Raw genomic sequence first — 14,464 nt, forward strand, 5'->3', positions numbered from 1 at the left:
GCTCTGCATCTGCGCTACCCGGACGCAAAGAAAATACGTTTGGTGCTGGATCAGCTTTCCACGCACACTCCGTCGGCGTTGTACGAACACCTCTCACCCGACGAAGCCAACATGCTAAAGAGGCGCTTCGAGTGGATTTATACACCGAAGCACGCCTCTTGGTTGAATATGGCAGAGATGGAATGGTCGGTTCTGGAGCGCCAGTGTTTAGGACAGCGCTTGGCGACAAGAGAGGCACTAGAACGTGAAGTGAAAGCCTGGGAAGCAGACCGTAATGTTCAGGAAGTCAAGGTCAGTTGGCAGTTCACCACACATGCCGCACGAGTAAAACTGAGCCGCCGCTATCCGTCCCTAAATTAAACCTCATTATGCCTGTGGCGCTCCACTAGAGCATTTGTCAAAAAGAGACCTTCTTTTTGACCGAGCGGGCGGGTAGGCGTCCTCAAGGGCGTCCGTTCTGCCCAAGACAGCGAGTGAAAGAGGGAGAGCGTTTGGGAGAATGGAACTGTTGGAGGCGCTTTCCCTCCAACGGTGTAATTCGGACAAATGCTCTAGTCGCGCTGCACGGTCGCCTCCAGCTTCTCCTCACTCAGCGGCTCGTTTTGAAAGATCACGCTCCGCAGGGTCTCGGTGCGGCGCTCGGCCCGGCACGCCTGCTCCAGAAAGGCCCGCGCCGTCTGCGGTTCTCCGGTTTCCTCGAAGCGCCCGCTGAGCTGCCGGAGCAGCAGCGCAGTTTCCTCCAGCCCGCGAATCACCTGGTACGCCTGCGCCTCGGTGGCCTCGGTGAGGTCCGCCAGCAGCGCGTCGGCGGTGTAGGCGTGGCCGGTATGGCAGCGGAAACGGGTCAGGGTGCCTTCCTCCACCTGCACCAGCACGCCCTGACACTCCGGGCAGGTGAAGGGTGACAGCTTCCCCAGCGCCATGATGCCCAGCCGGTACGCGCTGTCCTTGGCGGCGATCGGCACCTCGGCCCGCAGGCGCTCGCGCTCCTCCCCCGTCAGGCCGGGGGCGGGGGCCTCGGGGCGCGGTGCCTGCACCAGCCGGACCAGCCGCCCGGCGATCTCGGAGGCGGGCAGCACGGCGTCGATCTGCACGTGCTGGAGGGCGCTGCGCGGCATCGGGTCGAACAGGGCCTCGGCGGGGTCCTGCACCAGCGCCGTGCCCCCCAGGCGCTTGATGGTCCACAGGCCCGAGGTGCCGTCGTCCAGCAGCCCGGACAGGACCACGCCGATCACGCCTGCACCGTGCGTGTACGCCGCCGAGCGGAACAGCGCGTCCACTGAGGGCCGGAACCGGTTCTCGCGCGGGCCTTTTTTCACGGCCACCCGGTCCCCATCGATCAAGAGGTGGTGGTCGGGCGGCGCGATGTAGATGTGGCCCGGCCGGAAGACCTCGCCGTCCTCGGGATGCACGGCGGGCAGGGCCGAGGCCCGGCTGAGAATACGTGGCAGGGCGCTCGGGCTGTGCGGCGCGATATGCAGCACCACGAAGAGCGCCGCCGGGAAGTCGGCCGGCAGCCGCGCCACCAGGGCGGACAGGGCTTCCACACCACCGGCGGAAGCGCCAATGACCACGATTCGGGGTTGCCGGGGTTGCGTCATGCTGCTGCCTATTGTGCGCCTTCCCGCCGGAAGAAAGCCTGGGCAGGCTCCCCCATTCGGCCTGTGCGCCGCCTCAGCCCGGATCGCGGCCCGGCTCCGGCTGAAAGACCGGCTCGCTCAGGGAGTCGTGCCGCAGCAGAATCGCGCGCACCTGGCGGGTCCGCTCCTGCGACTCGTGCGCCTTGTCGAACAGGAGTTCGGCCGTGTGCGTCTCGCCCAGTCCGGCGTAGTATTCCCCGAGCTGTTGCAGGAGCATGGTGTTTTCTTCCAGCACGCGGACCGCGTTCCAGAGGGTATCCTCGACCGATTCGTTCACCCCGGCCAGCAGGGCGTTGGCGGTAAAGGCGTGCCCGGTATGACAGCGGTAGCGCACGTTGCGGCCCTCGGTGAGCCTGACCAGCGTTCCGTGGCACTCCGGGCAGGTGAGCGGCGACAGGTCGCCCATGCCCATGATGCCGCTTTGCAGCGCGTTGTGTTCGGCGGCGATGCGGACCTCGGCTTCCAGGCGCTGGCGCTCTTCCTCGTTCATCCGGTCCTCCCCCTGATCCGGCCGGCTGACCAGCCGGGTGAGCAGCGCCCCCAGTCCGGCCACCGGGACCACGTGGTCCACGTCCACCTGCTGGAGGGCGTTCAGCGGCATCTCGGGGAACAGGGCGTCGTCCGGCGCCTGCACGACGGCCACGCCGCCCCGGCGCTTGACGGTCCACAGGCCGGACGTGCCGTCGTCCAGCGTGCCGGAAAGCACGGCGCCGATCACCGCCGGGCCGTACACGTAGGCCGCCGAGCGGAACAGCGCGTCCACCGAGGGCCGGAAGCGGTTTTCCTTCGGCCCCCGGGTCACGGCCACCCGGCCCGGCTCGACCAGCAGGTGATGGTCCGGCGGCGCGACGTAGATGTGCCCCGGCATGAGCGGTTCCTGGTCCTGGGCATGGGCTGCGGGCAGCGGGCCGCGCCCCCGCAGCAGCTGAGGCAGCAGGCTCGGGCCGCCCGCCGCGACGTGCAGCACCACCAGGATGGGGGCCGGAAAGTCGGCGGGGAGCGACGCGGCGAGGGTGAGCAGGCTCTCCACACCCCCGGCGGATGCACCGATCACGACGATATGCTGCGCTGCCATAGCCTGCATTCTGGGTCTCCCGGCCTGCCGGCGGCCTCGACTGACCTTAAGGGAAGGTGTGCTCAACCAGAGGGGGCGCGGCCTGCTCCTGGTCCGGAACTCAATCGAGGTCGGTGGGCTGCTTGGGCAGGGCCACATAAAAGGTCGCGCCCTCCCCGACCTTGCCCTCGGCCCACACGCGGCCCCCGTAGCGGGACACCACGCGCCGCACGGTCGCCAGGCCCACCCCGGCCCCCTCGTAGTCGCGCTCGCTGTGCAGCCGCTGGAACACGTTGAACAGGCGGTCGCGGTAACGCATGTTGAACCCCACCCCGTTGTCGCGCACGCCGATCACGTACTCGCTGGGGGTTTCCTGGGCGGACACCCAGATGCGGGCTTCCTCACGTCCGCGCGTGAACTTCAGGGCGTTGCCCAGCAGTTGCCGGAACACGATCTGCATCGCGCCGCTGTCGGCCTGCACGACCGGCAGGGCCTCGTGCGTCAGCTGCACCGGGCGGGCCGTCAGCTCGGACGCGAGTTTCTTGCGGACCTCCTTGAGCACCTGTTCGAGCGGCACCGCCGTGAGGCGCATCCGCATCCGGCTGGCCCGCGAGAAGTCGAGCAGCGCGGCGATCAGGCCCTGCATCCGCGTGGCCGAATGCTGGATGTGGTCGAGGGACCGCTGGGCCTGTTCACCCGTCGGCTGCTCCCTGAGCCGTTCGGTAAAGCTCTGGATATGCCGCAGGGGCGCTTCCAGATCGGTGGCGACGTCGTAGGTGAAGCGTTCGAGTTCCTCGGCCAGGACCCGCACGCGGGCGCTGCGCTGCTCCACCCGCTGTTCGAGCGTCTGGTTCAGGCGCATCACCTCCTCCTGGGCCAGCTTCTGGGCACTGATGTCGATGACGGCGGCGCGGCAGTGGGCGCCGGGCCTCTCCGCCACGTCGGCCGCGACGGCTTCCAGCTGGACCCAGCAGCTCTGGCCGTCCTGCCGGTCCAGTTTCAGCTCGACCACCCGTTTGCCGGGCGCCTCGAACACCCGCCGCAGCAGCGCCGCGAAGTGTCCCCGGAACTCAGTGTCCACGAACAGCGGAAAGCGCCGCCCCAGCAGGCGCTCGCGGGTCACACCCAGCAGGTCGCAGCCCGTCAGGTTCGCCTCTTGGATCAGCCCCTGGCGGTCGAAGGTGAAGTACCCGATGGGCGCGAGGTCAAAAAGGTCCAGGTACTTGCCGTGCGCTTCCTCGGCCGCCAGCAGCGCGCGGCGCAGTTCCTCATTCTGGTGTTCGAGTTCGATCTGGTGGACCTGCAACTCATGCACCACCGCCGCCGGGTCCAGCGGAAACTGTCCGGGCGGCCGGGAAGGCGACTCTTGCAGCTGCCGTTCCGCCTGCTCGCGGAGGCTCTCCCCCGGGGGGATGTCGGGGATGTGGTCCTGCTTCATGCTTGCCTGTGCCTCCGAGGTGTCGGGGTGCGGGAAGTGGTGACAGAGGCGTGGCAAGCATGTCCCGTGACTGGTGTCTGTTTGCACAGTATACCTTGCGGGTCCACGGGCTGTCCTCCCTGTCCGTTCGGCCCATTGTTCCGGAAGGCCGCGCGCTAGAGCATTTGTCCGAATTACACCGCCCTGGGGAAAGCGCCTCCAACGGTTCCATTCTCCCAAACGCTCTCCCTCTTTCACTCGCTCCGCTCGGTCAAAAAGAAGGTCTCTTTTTGACAAATGCTCTAGACTGCGCTCCGCCGGTCACGCTTTTCGCCCCACGTCCGGGGGCCGCAGAGCCACGCCGAACGTCTTTTCTTTTCAGGGAGCTTCCCCCATGCCGCAAGACTCAGATCGGACGTCCGCCCCGCCCGCTCCGGCCCGGTCCAGCCCAGATCTGGCCCACCCGGATCTGGCCCACTCGGATTTGGCCAGCCCAGGCTCGCCGGGTCCTGTCCCGTCCGGTGCCGCGCCCGCCGCGCTGGTCGGCATTGGGGGGTCGGCGGGCGCGCTCGACGGCTACGAGCGCTTTTTCACGGCCATGCCTGCCGGAAGTGGGCTGGCCTTTATCGTGGTGCCGCACCTCGATCCGGCGGGGGCCGGGGTGATGCCCGAGCTGCTGGCCCGCTGCACGCCGCTGCCGGTGCTGGAGATCATCGACGGGCAGGAGGTCCAGGCCGACCACGTGTACGTCTTGCCGCCCGGACATACGGTGGTCGTGATGCAGGGCATCTTGCTGCTGACGCCCGATCCGCAGGCCTACAAGCCCATCGACCAGTTTTTTCAGAGCCTCGCCGCCGACCAGGGCGGACGGGCGGTGGGCGTGGTGCTCTCGGGCATGGGCACCGACGGGAGCCAGGGGGTGCAGGCGATCAAGGAACACCTGGGGCTGGTGCTGGTGCAGGACCCCGCCAGCGCACAATACCCCAGCATGCCGCACAGCGCGGTGGCGACCGGCACCGCCGACCGGGTGCTGCCCGCCGAGGAACTGGCTGCCGAACTGTACGCCCACGTGACCCGGACGCGCGCCCTGCGCCAGCAAGACGCCTTTCCCGATTCGGGCCGGGCGTCCGCCGCGCTGCAAAAGATCCTGCTGCACGTGCGCGCCCGCACCGGGCAGGATTTCTCGCCCTACAAGCAAAGCACGCTGGTGCGGCGCATCGACCGGCGCATGAAGAGTCAGCAGATTCAGGAACTGGGCCATTACGCCCGCTACCTGGGCGAACATCCCGCCGAGGTGGACGCCCTCTTCCGCGATTTCCTGATCAACGTCACCAGCTTCTTTCGCGACCCCCAGGCGTTCGAGGTGCTGGGCACGCAGCTCCGGGCCTACCTGCACGAACACGCGGACCTGGATGCCTTCCGGGTGTGGGTGACCGGCTGCTCGACCGGCGAGGAAGCCTATTCCCTCGCCATACTGCTGACCGAGGTGCTGGACGGGTTCGCGGGCGAGCGGCACGTGCAGGTGCAGGTCTTCGCCACCGACCTCGACCAGGAGGCCATCGACGTGGCCCGCCTGGGCGTGTACTCGCCGCAGGGCGTGGCGGGGGTCTCGCCCGCGCGGCTGGAGCGCTTCTTCACGCCGCTGCCGGGCGGCTTTCAGGTCCGGAGCGAACTGCGCGAGATGATCGTCTTTGCCAGGCACAACGTGTTCGGGGACCCGCCCTTTACCCGGCTGGACCTGCTGTCGTGCCGCAACCTGCTGATCTACTTCGGCGCGGAACTGCAAAAACAGATTCTGCCGCTGTTCCATTACGCGCTGAAGCCCGGCGGCCTGCTGTTCCTGGGGCCGTCCGAGACGCTCGGCCCCAGCCGCGACCTGTTCGGCAGTGTGGACAACCGCTGGAAACTCTACCGGCGGGGCCACGACCGGGGCGGCGGCCCCCCGCTGGGGTATCTCAATTCTGCGCCGCCTGCCCCCGAGCGGCTCAGCCCGCCCCGGCCGGGCCGGCTCCGCGGGGAGAGCCTCGCCGGGCAGCCGAAGGTGCCGAGCATGATTCAGCACCTGCTGGTCAGCGAGTGGGCGCCGCCCGCCGTGGCGGTGGACGCGCAGGGGAACGTGGTGTACGTCAGTGGCCGCACCGGGGCCTATCTGGAACTGCCGGTCGGCATGCCGAACAACAACGTGGTGGATATGGCGCTGCCGGCCCTGCGGTACGAACTGGACAGTGCTCTGGGGGTGGCGGTGTCCAGCGGCCAGGAGGTGCGCCCCCCGAACCTGACTGTGGAGGTCTGCGGCGTTCCCCGGAGCATCGAGCTGATCGTGCGGCCCCTGCACCTGCCCGAGCATGCGCAGCCCCTGTTCCTGATCGTCTTTCAGGACCGGGGCGCGGCGGCGGACCCCGGCACCGCGCGGAGTGTCCTGCCGGAATACGGGGAACGCACCGCCGAACTCGAACGCGAACTGGCGACCGCCCGCGAGTACCTGCGCGCCACCATCGAGGAGATGGAAGTTTCGCTGGAGGAGCGCAAGAGCACCAACGAGGAACTCCAGACCGCCAACGAGGAGTTGCAGAGCAGCAACGAGGAACTGATGACCTCCAAGGAAGAACTTCAGTCTCTCAACGAGGAACTGATCACCATCAACAGCGAGCATCAGGTGATCATCACCGACCTGCAACAGGCCAACGACGACATGAAGAATCTGCTCGACAGCCTGGGCATCGCCACCGTGTTCCTGGGCAACGACCTGCGAATCAAGCGCTTCACGCCCGGGATCACCCAGGTCATCAACCTGAGGCCGGTGGACCTGGGCCGCCCCCTCACCGACCTCGCCTCGAACCTGCGGTACGGCGACCTTGCAGGCGACATCGGGCGCGTGCTGCAAACGCTGACGCCCCTCGAGGTGTCCGTGCAGACCCTGGAGGGCCGCTGGTTCCTGATGCGGATCTCGCCGTACCGGACCTTCGACAACGTCATCGACGGCGTGGTGGTGGTCTTTACCGATATCGCGCCCCTCAAGCGGCTGGAACAGGACCTGCGCGAGGCCCTGCTCTACAGCGAGGCCATCGTGAATACCCTCTCGGACCCCCTGCTGGTCCTCGACCACAATCTGCGCGTCGTCACGCATAATCAGGCGCTGCTCGGGCTGCTGCACCTCGGCTCGGGGGACGTGCAGGGCGAGCGGCTCTACGACCTGGGCGACGGCCAGTTCGACCAGCCCGAGCTGGTGGGCCGGTTGCGCGACCTGGGCCTGGGGACGGGCAGCCTGAGCGACTTCATGCTGGATATGGACCTGCCCGGGGTGGGCCACCGGGCCATCAAATTCAACGCCCGGCAACTGCTGGGCCAGGACGGGACCACCACGCTGCTGCTGCTGTGGGGCGAGGACGTGACGCCGATTCTGGAACAGGTCGCGGAGGCGGGGGCGGCCGCGATCCACGGGGAAGGGCCGGAAGTGTAGAGCCTGGCCTCTGCTGGTCTGGCGCCTGCTGCGCCCTGTTCCGGGAAACACCCCGGGCGGGGCGTGCGTGCTACCTTCAGCACGAGCAAAATCAACTCTCCCCCCCCGGCCTCCTCCGGCGTCGGCGCGGTGGCGGTCCGGTCGGGGCCGGGGTCGGCCGCGTGCGGCGGGGCGGATCCGGCCCGAATGATCCGGTGCCCCGCCTGCCCTGCGCTGCCCCCGCGCCGCCCGAAAGGACCAGACCCCGTATGGATTTCCTGCAACTCTTCGACCCCACGATTTTTCCGGTTCTGGCGGCGGACGGCCTGACGAACGGGGCCGTCTACGCGCTGCTGGCGCTGGCGACGGTCCTGGTCTTCGCCGTGACGCGCGTGATCTTTATCCCGCTGGGAGAGTTCGTGGTGTTCGGCACGCTCACGCTGGCTTCCCTGCAACTGGGCAAGGTGCCGGGCACCCTGTCGCTGCTGCTGGTGCTGCTGGGTGCCGCCGCCCTGATGGAGGCCCTGACCTGGGTCCGGCGGGGCCAGGCGGGCCGGGGCCTGCTGACGCTGGGGGGTGCGGCGCTGCTCGGCGCGGCGCTCTGGGCGCTGGCCGGCTGGGCCGTGCCCCTGAAACCCCCGCTGTGGGGCCAGGTGATCCTGACGCTGCTGCTGGTCGCGCCGCTGGGGCCACTGATCTACCGCACGGTCTACCAGCCGCTCCAGAATGCGACGGTGCTGGTCCTGCTGATCGCGTCGGTGGCGCTGCACCTGGTCCTGACCGGGCTGGCGCTGGTGTTCTTCGGCCCCGAGGGGTCGCGCACGCCGCCCTTTGCCGCCGGAAACGTCACGCTGGGACAGGTCACGCTGAGCTGGCAGAGCCTGCTGGTGATTCTGGTCTCGGCCCTGCTGATGCTGGGGCTGTACTTCTTCTTCGACCGCACCATGCCCGGCAAGGCCCTGCGCGCCACCGCCGTCAACCGCCTGGGCGCGCGGCTGGTGGGCATCAGCCCCTCCTCGGCGGGCACGCTGACCTTCACGCTGGCGGCCGTGATCGCGGGGCTGGGCGGCATGCTGATCGGCCCCAGCGTCGCCATGACCTACGACTCGGGCTTCCTGATCGGCCTCAAGGGCTTTATCGGCGCGATTATCGGGGGGCTGGTGAGCTATCCGCTGGCGGCGGTGGGGGCCGTGCTGGTGGGGCTGATCGAGAGCTTCGCCAGCTTTAGCCTGTCGGCCTGGAAGGAAGTGATCGTGTTCACGCTGATTCTGCCCGTGCTGCTGTGGCGCTCCCTCACCACCCGCCACATCCCCGAGGACGAGGAATGAGCCGGGCGGGTTCGCCTTCCGCGCGGCGCACCGGTCTGCCGCTGCGGGCCTTGCTGACGGGCGCGGCAGTCGTGGTGGCGCTGGCCCTGCCGCTGGTGCTGCCGCTCTTTCAGGTCACGCTGCTGGTCAACGTCCTGATTTTCGCGGTGGTGGTCACCGGGCTGGTGCTGCTGACCGGCATCGTGGGCCTGACCAGTTTCGGGCAGGCGGCCTTCATGGGCGTGGGGGCGTACACGACGGCGGTCCTGACCACCCAGGCGGGCTGGAGTACCTGGCTGACCCTGCTGGCGGGCTTCGGCGTGACTGCCCTGATCGCGTGGCTGCTGGGTCTGATGACGCTGCGGATGCAGGGGCATTACCTCCCGCTGGCGACCATCGCCTGGGGCATCAGCCTGTATTACGTGTTCGGCAACACCCCGGCGCTGGGCGGCTTTACCGGCCTGACGGACATCCCGCCGGTCCACTTTTTCGGACTGAGCCTGACCTCGCCGCGCACCTTCGCGTATCTGGCGCTGGTCTGCCTGGGCGTGGTGGCGCTGGGCGCGCAGTTCCTGCTGTCCAGCCGGGTGGGGCGGGCCATGCGCGCGCTGCGGGGCGGGCCGCTGGTGGCCGAGGCGTTCGGCGTGAACACCTTCCGGCTGCGGGTCCAGGTGTTCGTGCTGGCCGCGCTGATGGCGTCGCTGGCCGGGTGGCTCTATGCCCACAGCCAGCGTTTCGTGAACCCCACGCCCTTCAGCTTGCAGGCGGGGATCGAGTACCTGTTCATGGCGGTGGTGGGCGGCTCGCAGCATGTCTGGGGCGGTGTGCTGGGGGCGGGCCTGATCACGCTGCTGCGCGAGTGGCTGCGCGACCTGCTGCCCGCCCTCATCGGCGCGCAGGGCAACTTCGAGGTGATCGTCTTCGGCGTGCTGGTGATCCTGACGCTGCAATTCGCGCGGCGTGGCCTGTGGCCGCTGATCGAGCGCGTGCTGCCCCGGGAGGAAGTGCGCCTGCTGCCGGAGCATTCACGGCTGCCCGAACGCGGCAAGCCCCAGCCGGGCACGCCGCTGCTGGAGGTGGCCCACGCCCTCAAGACCTTCGGCGGGCTGCGCGCCGTGAACGACGTGTCCTTCGAGCTGCGCGCCGGGGAAATCCTGGGGCTGATTGGGCCGAACGGCGCAGGCAAAAGCACCCTGTTCAACCTGATCACTGGTGTCAATCCGGCCACGGGGGGGCGCGTCACCTTTGCCGGGCAGGACATTACCCGCGCGAGTGCTGGACAGATTCACCGCCTGGGGGTGGCCCGCACCTTCCAGCACGTCCACCTGCTGCCCGACCTGACCCTGCTCGCCAACACCATGATGGGCGGGTATGCCCGGGGCCGCGCCGGGATGGTCGCCAGCCTGCTGCACCTCGAGCGCCGCGAGGAAGCTGCGCTGCAACACGAAGCCCTGCGGCAACTGGAGCGCGTCGGCCTGGGCGAGCAGGCGTTCACGCTGGCGGGAAACCTCGCGCTGGGGCAGCAGCGCATTCTGGAAGTGGCGCGCGCCCTGGTGGCCGACCCCACACTGCTGCTGCTCGACGAACCCGCCGCCGGGCTGCGCTACGGCGAGAAGATGGAACTGGTGGCGCTGCTCAAGCGGCTGCGGGACGAGGGGGTGACCATCTTGCTGGTGGAACACGACATGGATCTGGTGATGAATCTGGTGGACCGGCTGGTGGTCATGAACTACGGCGAGAAACTGGCCGAGGGCACCCCCGCCGAGATTCGCGCGAACGCCGCCGTGCGCGAGGCGTATCTGGGTGTGGACATGGCAGAGGGGGCGGCGTGACCGCCGTTTCTGGGGCACAGCCTGCGGCTCCCCTGCTGCTCGAGGTCCGGAACCTGCATACCCGTTACGGCCGGGTGGAAGCCCTGGACGGCGTGAGCGTGCAGGTCCCGGCGGGCCACATCGTCAGCGTGATCGGGGCGAACGGGGCGGGCAAGACCACCCTGATGAACTCCATCATGGGCGTGCTGCCGTCCAGCGGCGAGATTTTTTACCAGGGCCAGTCGCTGCGCGGCGTACCGCTGGAGGCGCGGGTGGCGCGCGGCATCAGCCTGGTGCCCGAGCGCCGCGACCTGTTCGCCTCCATGACGGTGGCCGACAACCTGCAACTGGGAGCCTACAGCCGCCGCCGCGAGAACTGGCGCGCGGACCTCGACGATGTCTATGCCCGCTTTCCCCGCTTGCTGGAACGCCGCACGCAACTCGCGGGCACGCTGTCCGGCGGCGAACAGCAGATGCTCGCCATTGGCCGCGCCCTGATGGGCAAGCCCAGATTGCTGCTGCTGGACGAACCCAGCCTGGGCCTCGCCCCCCTGATCGTGCGCGACATCCTGCGGATTGTGCAGGGCCTGCGAGGCGGCGGCGTGACCGTGCTGCTGGTCGAACAGAACGCCCGCGCCAGCCTCGCGATCAGCGACGAGGCCTACGTGCTGGAAACCGGTCAGGTGAGCTTGCACGGCCCCGCCGCCGAACTCGCCCGCAATGAGGCTTTGGGGGCCAGCTATCTGGGCGGGTAGACGAGGGCTGTCCGCATTGAGACAGAGCAGACGATCTCTTTTGGGGAATATATACACAGTGCTTTTAATACTCCCCCCTCCTCACGCAAACGCTTTTTGCCGAGGTCAAGAGGCTGCCGCTCTCGCCTATCCCAGAGCAAAAATGAAGCGAACGCCCAGCCTGGTTACGTTCCCGGGCTGGGTTGAAGCTGAATGCTCTGTTCGCTTGATAGGGCGAGTCCGGCACGCTCAAGCATTGGCTCAAGCAGACAGAGATGATTGCAGCGTAGTCTGAGAGTAGGTGGGGACGTGAGCCAGAGGATCTTGTATATATTCCTACTTCTTGGTCACCGCCCTGGTGCCCGCCGACGCCCTACGCCTCCTGCGCTGGCGCGGGTAAGCGCGAGAGGAGCAACCGTATGAGTCAGAATATCTACGATCAGCCCGAGTTCTTCGAGGGGTATGGTCACCTGCGCCGCTCACGGCAAGGGCTGGAGGGCGCGCCGGAATGGGCGGCGTTGCGGGCACTGCTGCCCCCCCTGGCCGGCCTGAGCGTGCTGGACCTGGGGTGCGGCTTCGGGTGGTTCTGTCGCCATGCCCAGGAACAGGGCGCGCGTGAGGTCGTGGGGCTGGACCTGTCGGAAAAGATGCTGGCCCGCGCCCGGTCACTCACGCCCAGTCCCGCCGTCACCTACCTCCGGGCCGACCTGGAGGAGGTGCAGCTTCCGGAAGCCCGGTTCGACCTGATCTACAGCTCGTTGGCCCTGCACTATCTGGAACACCTCCCGGCCCTGCTGACACAGGTTCGCCGTGCCCTGCGTCCCGGTGGACGGTTCGTCTTCTCGGTGGAACATCCGGTCTACACGGCTCCCAGCCACCCGGGCTGGCTCACGGACGCTGCCGGCCGGAAGACCTGGCCCGTGGACGGGTACCTGATCGAAGGGCCGCGCGTTACCGACTGGCTCGCGCCGGGGGTGATCAAACAGCACCGCACCATCGGAACGTATCTGAATCTGCTGCTGGAACGCGGCTTCACCCTGCGTCACGTTCAGGAATGGGGACCGACGGACGCGCAGCTGGCCGGGTCGCCGGAACTGGCCGAAGAACGCGAGCGGCCCACGTTCCTGCTGGTGGCCGCTGGGCGTTGAGTGGGTGGCGGGGGACGCGTGGACTCCACCCTAGCCTCATTCCTCGGCGTCCTCGGCCACCTCGGGCGTCATCAACGCCTCGTACTGCCGGTTGAGCCAGCGGGCGGTGTTGCCGTAAGGGTTCATCAGGGGGTCGATGGTCATCTCGCGGGCGGTCCGGTTGCCCTGGGTACTGCGGGCCAGGGCCAACAGATTGGCCTTGGGGCTGCGGTCCGCGTAAAGCAGGCCGTTTTTCTCCTGAAAGGTGTCGGTGAGCTGCGTGTAGCAGAACCCGGAAAGGCCATGACAGTCGTAGATGGCGGCCAGCAGGACCGCGTAGTCGTTCAGGAAGTCGGCCTCACTCTGCGACTGGCTGTAGCCCCAGCCGCTGGACTGGTCCGGGATATAGGCGATGCCGCCGAACTCGGACAGCATCACCGGCTGGTCCGTTTCCTGAAACCCGGCCAGGGTCAGCACGCGGTCGGCCGGCTGCTGCTGGCTGAGGGTCAGGCGGGTGGTCTCCAGGGTGCCGTAGCGCTGGCGCAGCGTGGCCGGGTCGTCGGCGTAGTCGTGGATGGTCAGGATATCGGTCGCCACGTGTTCCCACCCGTCGTTGCCGATGACGGGGCGCGACGGGTCGAGGGTCTTGGTGAGGTGGTAGAGCGCGCGCACGTAATCGCGGTGGGCCGGGTTGGTGGGCAGGTCCGGCACCCCCCAGGACTCGTTGAAGGGCACCCAGGCCACGATACAGGGGTGCGACATGTCGCGCTCCAGCACCTCCTGCCACTCGTGGGTCAGGCGGCGCACCGCTGCGGGCGTGAAGCGGTAGGGGCTGGGCATCTCCTCCCAGACGAGCAGGCCCAGGACGTCGCACCAGTACAGCCAGCGGGGGCTTTCGATCTTCTGGTGTTTGCGCGCCCCGTTGAAGCCCAGCTGCCGGGTCAGCTCCACGTCCCGGCGCAACTCCTCGTCGGTGGCCGTCATCAGGCTGTCCGGCCAGTAGCCCTGATCGAGCACCATCTTGAGGTAATAGGGCCGGCCATTGAGCAAGAAGCGGTTGCCCTTGACGCAGACGGAGCGCAGGGCGGTGTAGCTGCGGACCCGGTCGATGACCTGTTCGCCCACCATCAGGTCCACCCGCGCGCGGAGCAGCTGCGGATGGCCGGGACTCCACAGCAGATCGTTGCGGAAGTCGTCGATCCCGGGGTCGGGCAGGGCGATCTGGCGGGCCAGTTCAGCGTGGCGCAGGCCGTAGCGGTCGTCGGCCAGCAGTTCCTGATTCCGGAAGAGGCGGACCCGGACACTCAGGCCCGGGGGCAGGGGACCGGCCACCTCCAGCCTGAGGCCGAGTTCCCAGCGTTCCATGTCGCTCGTCCAGGTCAGGCGGTGGAGGTAGGTTTCGGGCACGCGCTCCAGCCAGACGGTCTGCCAGATGCCGGTGGTCCGGGGGTACCAGATGGAGTGGGGCCGCAGCTGCCAGTCCTGCTTGCCGCGCGGTTTGGTCAGGTCATGGGGGTTGTCCTGCGCGCGCAGCACGATCTCGACCGTCTCGCCCGCCTGCGCCTGCTGGGTGATGTCGGCGGTAAAGGGGGTGTGGCCGCCGTCGTGCTGCGCGACCAGGCGGCCGTTGACCCAGACGGTGGCGCTGTAGTCCACCGCGCCGAAATGCAGCAGCAGCCGGTCGGCGCGCTCCTCGGGCGTCAGGGTGAGGGTCAGGCCGTACCAGACGACCCGGTGGAAAGCCTCGTCATGAATGCCGCTGCGGCGGCTCTCAGGCGGATAGGGCACCTGAATCTCACGGTCGAAGGTCACCTCGCTGGGATGCTTCCAGTGGCCCTCGTCGTCATAGCAAAAGCGCCACGGACCGCTCAGGTCGCGCCAGTGGTCACGTTCCAGCAAGGGGGTGGGGTGGGTGGAGTCGGGCAAAATAGCTCC

At 68.1% G+C, this 14,464-nt stretch carries 10 protein-coding genes; 6 read left to right on the forward strand and 4 right to left on the reverse strand.

What is annotated here, in order from left to right:
• Positions 1–360 (forward strand): transposase (locus tag DEIPH_RS19050; RefSeq protein WP_200868142.1); only part of this gene is annotated, 360 nt, incomplete at its 5' end.
• 191 nt (positions 361–551) lie between these two features.
• Here the strand turns inward: DEIPH_RS19050 and DEIPH_RS01800 are convergent.
• From DEIPH_RS01800 to DEIPH_RS01810, 3 genes are all read right to left on the reverse strand, one after another.
• Positions 552–1,601 (reverse strand): chemotaxis protein CheB, encoded by a 1,050-nt coding sequence (locus tag DEIPH_RS01800; protein ID WP_034352898.1) that lies wholly within the window; start codon positions 1,599–1,601, stop codon positions 552–554.
• Positions 1,602–1,674: 73 nt separating this feature from the next.
• Positions 1,675–2,715, reverse strand: coding sequence for a chemotaxis protein CheB (locus DEIPH_RS01805; protein WP_034352900.1), 1,041 nt, complete (start codon positions 2,713–2,715; stop codon positions 1,675–1,677).
• A gap of 100 nt (positions 2,716–2,815) precedes the next feature.
• Positions 2,816–4,132 carry a sensor histidine kinase gene (locus DEIPH_RS01810; RefSeq protein ID WP_034352903.1) on the reverse strand — a complete coding sequence of 439 codons (1,317 nt, stop codon included), beginning with the start codon at positions 4,130–4,132 and terminating at the stop codon, positions 2,816–2,818.
• 463 nt (positions 4,133–4,595) lie between these two features.
• Here DEIPH_RS01810 and DEIPH_RS01815 point away from each other — a divergent pair, with 463 nt between their 5' ends.
• From DEIPH_RS01815 to DEIPH_RS01835, 5 genes are all read left to right on the forward strand, one after another.
• The gene (locus DEIPH_RS01815) at positions 4,596–7,571 is read left to right on the forward strand and encodes a CheR family methyltransferase (RefSeq protein WP_161636018.1); all 2,976 of its coding nucleotides are present in this window, start codon (positions 4,596–4,598) and stop codon (positions 7,569–7,571) included.
• 257 nt (positions 7,572–7,828) lie between these two features.
• Positions 7,829–8,878: a branched-chain amino acid ABC transporter permease gene (locus DEIPH_RS01820; protein WP_081790723.1), complete on the forward strand. Its 1,050-nt coding sequence runs from the start codon at positions 7,829–7,831 to the stop codon at positions 8,876–8,878.
• Positions 8,875–10,689, forward strand: a complete 1,815-nt coding sequence (locus tag DEIPH_RS01825; RefSeq protein ID WP_051517071.1) for a branched-chain amino acid ABC transporter ATP-binding protein/permease — start codon at positions 8,875–8,877, stop codon at positions 10,687–10,689. Before DEIPH_RS01820 ends, DEIPH_RS01825 begins: the two co-directional genes overlap by 4 nt.
• Positions 10,686–11,423, forward strand: coding sequence for an ABC transporter ATP-binding protein (locus DEIPH_RS01830; protein WP_034352911.1), 738 nt, complete (start codon positions 10,686–10,688; stop codon positions 11,421–11,423). Before DEIPH_RS01825 ends, DEIPH_RS01830 begins: the two co-directional genes overlap by 4 nt.
• A 398-nt stretch (positions 11,424–11,821) precedes the next feature.
• The gene (locus tag DEIPH_RS01835; protein ID WP_034352915.1) at positions 11,822–12,550 is read left to right on the forward strand and encodes a class I SAM-dependent methyltransferase; all 729 of its coding nucleotides are present in this window, start codon (positions 11,822–11,824) and stop codon (positions 12,548–12,550) included.
• Between the two features lie 36 nt (positions 12,551–12,586).
• On the opposite strand, the gene DEIPH_RS01840 is transcribed toward DEIPH_RS01835, so the two are convergent.
• The gene (locus DEIPH_RS01840; RefSeq protein ID WP_034352918.1) at positions 12,587–14,455 is read right to left on the reverse strand and encodes a glycoside hydrolase family 2 protein; all 1,869 of its coding nucleotides are present in this window, start codon (positions 14,453–14,455) and stop codon (positions 12,587–12,589) included.
• Positions 14,456–14,464 lie beyond the last annotated feature (9 nt).

The sequence above is a fragment of the Deinococcus phoenicis genome, assembly GCF_000599865.1.
Lineage (GTDB): Bacteria > Deinococcota > Deinococci > Deinococcales > Deinococcaceae > Deinococcus > Deinococcus phoenicis.

Bases quoted from the DNA above. Each gene is read 5' to 3' on its own strand.
- DEIPH_RS01800 (WP_034352898.1), bottom strand. From the start codon at position 1,601: ATGACGCAACCCCGGCAACCCCGAATCGTGGTCATTGGCGCTTCCGCC.
- DEIPH_RS01805 (WP_034352900.1), bottom strand. From the start codon at position 2,715: ATGGCAGCGCAGCATATCGTCGTGATCGGTGCATCCGCCGGGGGTGTG.
- DEIPH_RS01810 (WP_034352903.1), bottom strand. From the start codon at position 4,132: ATGAAGCAGGACCACATCCCCGACATCCCCCCGGGGGAGAGCCTCCGC.
- DEIPH_RS01825 (WP_051517071.1), top strand. From the start codon at position 8,875: ATGAGCCGGGCGGGTTCGCCTTCCGCGCGGCGCACCGGTCTGCCGCTG.
- DEIPH_RS01835 (WP_034352915.1), top strand. From the start codon at position 11,822: ATGAGTCAGAATATCTACGATCAGCCCGAGTTCTTCGAGGGGTATGGT.